General features: G+C 28.0%; 6 protein-coding genes. 3 read left to right on the forward strand and 3 right to left on the reverse strand.

What is annotated here, in order from left to right; translation table 11 throughout:
- Nucleotides 1-36: 36 nt before the first annotated feature.
- On the reverse strand, nt 37-711 hold the full coding sequence (gene trmB / locus ACH2BO_RS01140; protein WP_395042923.1) for a tRNA (guanosine(46)-N7)-methyltransferase TrmB: 675 nt from the start codon (nt 709-711) through the stop codon (nt 37-39).
- Between the two features lie 214 nt (nt 712-925).
- Between trmB and ACH2BO_RS01145 the strand changes: the two genes are divergently transcribed.
- Nucleotides 926-1,744 (forward strand): UDP-2,3-diacylglucosamine diphosphatase, encoded by an 819-nt coding sequence (locus ACH2BO_RS01145; RefSeq protein ID WP_395042924.1) that lies wholly within the window; start codon nt 926-928, stop codon nt 1,742-1,744.
- 13 nt (nt 1,745-1,757) lie between these two features.
- Nucleotides 1,758-2,813 carry a glycosyltransferase gene (locus ACH2BO_RS01150; protein ID WP_395042925.1) on the forward strand — a complete coding sequence of 352 codons (1,056 nt, stop codon included), beginning with the start codon at nt 1,758-1,760 and terminating at the stop codon, nt 2,811-2,813.
- Here ACH2BO_RS01150 and ACH2BO_RS01155 read toward each other — a convergent pair.
- A complete protein-coding gene (locus ACH2BO_RS01155) occupies nt 2,787-3,830 on the reverse strand; it encodes a sensor histidine kinase (RefSeq protein WP_395042926.1) in 1,044 nt (347 codons plus the stop codon). The genes ACH2BO_RS01150 and ACH2BO_RS01155 overlap by 27 nt on opposite strands.
- 57 nt (nt 3,831-3,887) lie before the next feature.
- Nucleotides 3,888-4,571, reverse strand: coding sequence for a response regulator transcription factor (locus ACH2BO_RS01160; RefSeq protein WP_395042927.1), 684 nt, complete (start codon nt 4,569-4,571; stop codon nt 3,888-3,890).
- 198 nt (nt 4,572-4,769) lie between these two features.
- On the opposite strand from ACH2BO_RS01160, the gene ACH2BO_RS01165 reads away from it, so the two are divergent.
- A partial coding sequence (locus tag ACH2BO_RS01165) for a carboxypeptidase-like regulatory domain-containing protein (RefSeq protein WP_395042928.1) occupies nt 4,770-5,666 on the forward strand: 897 nt, incomplete at its 3' end.

Raw genomic sequence — 5,666 nt, forward strand, 5'->3', positions numbered from 1 at the left:
TCAGATATTTGAATTTAAATTTGAGTAAAAAAAAAATTATTTTATTTTGAAACGAATATACGTAATAGATTTATTAATTTCCAAATATTGTTTTTCGTAAAAGGTTTGAATTTCAGTTACTTCACTTGGTGAACCTTCATTTTTATATACATTATGATTGGCATATAACACCTCATGACCTTCGCCATGCAAGAGTCCAAGAGTATAACCATGCATAAATTCGGAATCGGTTTTTAGATTTACAACACCATCATTTTTTAGAATTTTTTTATATAATTGTAAAAATTCTGAATTGGTCATTCTGTGTTTGGTGCGTTTATATTTTATTTGTGGATCTGGAAAAGTAATCCAAATTTCATCAACTTCGTTTTCGGCAAAAATGTAATTAATTAATTCTATTTGTGTTCTAACGAATGCTACATTTGTCATTCCATCATCGAAAGCAGTTTTTGCACCGCGCCAAAATCGTGCTCCTTTTAAGTCAATACCAACAAAGTTTTTGTTTGGGAAACGTTCTGCCAATCCAACAGAATATTCGCCTTTTCCGCAACCTAATTCAATAATTATTGGGTTATCATTTTTGAAAAAATCATTATTCCATTTTCCTTTTAGCGAAAAATTATTGTTTAATACTTCTTCTCTTGTTGGTTGAAAAACATTATTGAATGTTTCGTTTTCCTTAAATCGCTTTAATTTATTTTTACTTCCCACTTTTCTAAAAAAATATTTTTGCCAAAATTAAGCAATTAATATCCAACACAAATAAAGTTTTGATAATGTTTTTGTAACCTTAACAATAACTACAATTACTTCTTTTGTAGAAACTAATAATTTTGAAATCGCAACAACAAAAAGTTTGTAAAACAAACACCAATAAAATTATAGCGATTCCATATGTTACCGCGAAAAAGTAGAATCAAAACATATGAAAAAAAGAAAAGTTGAAGTTGTTGTTATTTCAGATGTTCATTTAGGAACTTATGGTTGCCATGCCAAAGAGTTATTGCAGTATTTGTCTGAAATCAAGCCAAAAAAACTAATTTTAAATGGTGATATTATTGATATTTGGCAATTTAGAAAATCTTATTTTCCTGTAAATCATTTAAAAGTAATTAAGAAAATTATATCTTTAAGCACTAAAGGTACCAAAGTATATTATTTGACAGGAAATCATGATGAATTTCTAAGAAAATTCACCGATTTACATCTTGGAAATTTAAGTTTATTGAACAAATTAGTTCTTGAATTAGATGGAAAAAAAGCATGGATTTTTCATGGCGATGTATTTGATGCTTCAATAAATAATGCCAAATGGTTAGCAAAATTAGGTGGTTGGGGTTACGATTGTTTAATTTTGATAAATCGCTTTTTAAATTGGATTTTAGCAAGATTTAATAAAGAACCTTATTCACTTTCAAAGAAAATTAAAAATAATGTGAAATCGGCTGTCAAATTTATTACTAACTTTGAAAATGTTTGTACCGATTTAGCAATTGAAAACAATTATGATTATGTAATATGCGGTCATATTCATGAGCCAAAAATTCAGCATATTGAAACGGAAAAAGGAAAAACAATATATTTGAATTCAGGCGATTGGATAGAAAATTTGACTGCACTTGAATATAATAATAAGAAATGGAAACTCTACAAACATGCTCTAAATGAAATTGTGAATGAAGAAGAACATTTTGATTATGAGAACAAGCTTGCAGAACAATTTATTACTTTATTAAAAAACTAAAATTCTTAAAAGCATGATTAAAAACATTCTCGTTGCACCGCTAAATTGGGGATTAGGTCATGCTACACGTTGTATTCCTATAATTAGAGAATTAGAAAATAATGGTTTTACACCTATTATTGCTTCTGATGGAAATGCATTGGAGTTACTTAAAAAAGAGTTTCCACATTTAAATAGTTTAGAATTACCTTCATATAATATTCAGTATGCAAAAAAAAGCAAGAATTTTAAGTGGCAATTAATAAAAAATAGTCCAAAAACAATAAAAGCGATTTTATCTGAAAAAAAAATAGTTGAAAAATGGATACTTGAATTAAATCTGAGCGGTATAATTTCTGACAATCGGCTTGGTGTTCATTCTAAAAAAATTCCTTCAGTTATATTAACGCATCAATTGAATGTTTTATCTGGAAAAACCACATGGATCTCTAGTAAAATGCATCAATTTTTTATTAAAAAATTTGCCGAATGTTGGATTCCCGATGTTGATAATTATCCAAATTTATCAGGTAAATTAGGTCATTTAAGAAATACAAAAATGAATTTAAAACATATTGGAGTTTTAAGTCGGTTAGAAAAAAAAGAATTACCTATTAAATACAAATTGATGATAATTTTGTCTGGTCCTGAACCACAAAGAACATTATTAGAAGAAAAATTAATTCACGAATTAGAAAATTACAAAGAAGATATAGTTTTTATAAAAGGCGTGGTCGAAAATAATCAAACAATAGAAAAAATAAAAAACATTATTTTCTATAATTTCATGCAAACCAAGCAATTAGAAAAAACTTTTAACGAAAGTGAATTGGTAATTTGTCGTTCTGGATATACAACCATTATGGATTTGGCAAGATTAGAAAAAAAAGCTTTTTTTATACCAACGCCAGGACAATATGAACAAGAATATTTAGCAAAAAAACATAAAAGAGAAGGATTGGTTCCTTATTCTAAACAAAATGATTTTAAATTGGATGATATTCTTGCTGTTGATTTGTATGCTGGTTTAAGAAAAATAAAATCAGAAACAAATTGGAAAGAATTATTTATACTTTTCGAGAGTGAATGAAAACTCAGAAGCTTTTCCAAATTCGCTTTCGACATATATTTTTTCTTTGTGACCTTCTATAATATGTTTCACAATTGAAAGTCCTAGACCAGAACCACCTTCGCTTCTAGCTCCGCTTTTATCAACTCTAAAAAAGCGTTCAAACAGTCTAGATATATATTGTTGTTCTATTCCTTCGCCATTGTCGCGAATTCGAATTATGATTTTATTTTTAACTAAATCTTCAATTGCAACTTCTGTTGTGCCATTTTGTTTACCATATTTAATAGAATTCATAATCAAATTTGTGAGAACTTGTTGAATTTTTTCTTTATCGGCATACACATTTATTGGTTTGTTGTGTTTTCGGTCAAACATTAAAATAATATTCTTTTTATCAGCTTTCATTTCTAATAAATCGAATACGCTTTGAATTAATTCAACACAATCAAATTTAGAAAATTCAAGATTTAAATCGCCCATTTCAAATTTAGATATCATATCTAAGTCTTCTACAATATAGACCAATCGTTCAACTCCTTTTTCGGCTCTTTCTAGATATTTTTTGCGCAAATCTTTATCTTTCATAGCGCCGTCAAGCAATGTAGAAAGATAACCTTGAACGGTAAACAAAGGTGTTTTTAATTCATGTGAAACATTGCCAAGAAACTCTCTTCTGTATTCTTCACGAACTTTAAGGTTTTCTATTTCAATTTTTTTATCGGTTGCAAATTTCTTAACTTCTTTGGTTAAAGTCACCATATCTGTAGTTATTGAATTGCTTCGAAGTGTTGATGAATCTAGTAAAGAAACATCATCATAAATCTTTTTTACTCTTCTATAAATAAAATGCTCAACTCTATATTGTAAAAGAAAAAAAGAAAACATTGCAATAGCTAATGCAAATAAAACAAGGAATTTCCAAGAAATAGTTGCAAACAAAAACAACAATACTGTAATTAAAACTGTAGAAAAAACTGTAATATACAAAGTTGTTATTACAGCAAAAGCATATGTTTTTTTTAGGTTTAAACTCATTTAAAAGAAATCTTCAATGTTGTTTTATTAATTTAAAACACTTCAAAATTAGTGAATTTAAATTTCAAATTTATAACCTATTCCTTTTGTTGTTTTAAATAATTCTTCACCAATTTTTTCTCGTAGTTTTCTTATATGAACATCGATAGTTCTTCCTCCAACGATTACCTCGTTACCCCAAACTTTATCAAGAATTTCTTCTCTTTTAAAAACTTTTCCTGGTTTGGACGCTAATAAATAAAATAATTCAAATTCTTTTCTTGGAAGTACAATTTCTCTTCCTTCCATAATTATTTTATATTCTTCACGATTAATTTCTATTCCACCAACGTTAAGGTTTTCACTAGATGAAGAGTCATCTTTAAGACGTCTTAACAATGCTTTTACTTTGCTTACTAATAATTTTGTTTTAATTGGTTTTGCAATATAATCATCTGCACCAGCATCAAAACCTGCTACTTGAGAGTAGTCTTCGCTTCTAGCCGTTAAAAAAGCAATAATTGTATTACTCAATTCTGGAATTTTTCTAATGTTTTCACATGCTTCCATTCCGTCCATTTCGGGCATCATTACATCCATTATTATTAGATGTGGTCGCTCTTTCTTTGCCATAGCAATAGCTTCTTTACCATTAGAAGCAGTACATATTTTATAACCTTCTTGCGACAAATTGTAACCAACTATTTCTAAAATATCTGGTTCATCATCAACTAATAAAATCTTAATGTCTTTTTTCTTCATAAAGCATAAAATATTGTGCACGTTGCGATTGTAAATATAACATTAAATAACATATTATTCTATTCATGACTATGAGTTAACAGTAATTTAATTTATTAACATTAAGGTAATGATTATAAAACTTAAAATTAAACCTTGAATAACTTCAACTTTACAAATCTAAACGTTCTTTGCATAAAATTTAACATTTATAAAATAATGAAAATCAAAATACTTGTTTTTACACTGCTAATGAGTTTGGTAACTATGGCTCAGTCCAAAGGAATTATTACCGGAACTCTTACAGATAAAGAAAACAACAACAAACCTTTGCAATTTGCAAATGCTGCAATAAAAGGTACAAGTGTTGGAACAACAACTGACGAAAAAGGAAACTATACTTTAAAGATTGAACCAGGTAATTATACATTGGTATTAAGTTTTGTAGGTTATCAAACTACGGAAATACTTGTTTCAGTAAAATCAAACGAAACTTTAAACATTAATAAAGAATTATCTACTGACGGATTTAAACTACAAGATGTTGTGGTTCAAAAAGCTGGAAATAGAGAAAAAGAAACAGCATTATTATTAGACCAAAAAAAAGCTGTAGAAATTAAACAAAGTATTGGCGCACAAGAAATGTCAAGAAAAGGAATTAGTGATGTTGAAGAAGGTTTAACCAAGATTTCTGGTATAACAAAAGTGGGTTCAAGAGGAATTTTTGTTAGAGGATTGGAAGATAGGTATAACAGTTTATTGGTAAACGATTTGGCAGTTCCTTCTAATAATCCATTTAAAAAAATTATAGCTTTAGATTTATTTCCAACAGACATTGTTAGTGTAATTGATGTTTACAAAACATTTAATCCAACAATTTATGGTGATTTTGCAGGTGGAACTTTTAATATTTCAACATCTAAAGGAAGTGGAAAAAGCATAACAAAACTTAGCATTGGATTTGGTTATACTACACAAAATAATTTATCCGATTTTAATATTGATAATGATACTCAAACAACAAAAGGTTTCTTTGGATATGCAGGCAATGATAGAAAGCTTCCGTCAATATTTGGTTCAATTCCATCAAACATAACTTTATCTAGTACTGAATCA

It is taken from the genome of Flavobacterium sp., assembly GCF_043773265.1.
Classification (GTDB): domain Bacteria; phylum Bacteroidota; class Bacteroidia; order Flavobacteriales; family Flavobacteriaceae; genus Flavobacterium.

Bases quoted from the DNA above. Each gene is read 5' to 3' on its own strand.
- ACH2BO_RS01145 (WP_395042924.1), top strand. From the start codon at position 926: ATGAAAAAAAGAAAAGTTGAAGTTGTTGTTATTTCAGATGTTCATTTA.
- ACH2BO_RS01150 (WP_395042925.1), top strand. From the start codon at position 1,758: ATGATTAAAAACATTCTCGTTGCACCGCTAAATTGGGGATTAGGTCAT.
- ACH2BO_RS01155 (WP_395042926.1), bottom strand. From the start codon at position 3,830: ATGAGTTTAAACCTAAAAAAAACATATGCTTTTGCTGTAATAACAACT.
- ACH2BO_RS01160 (WP_395042927.1), bottom strand. From the start codon at position 4,571: ATGAAGAAAAAAGACATTAAGATTTTATTAGTTGATGATGAACCAGAT.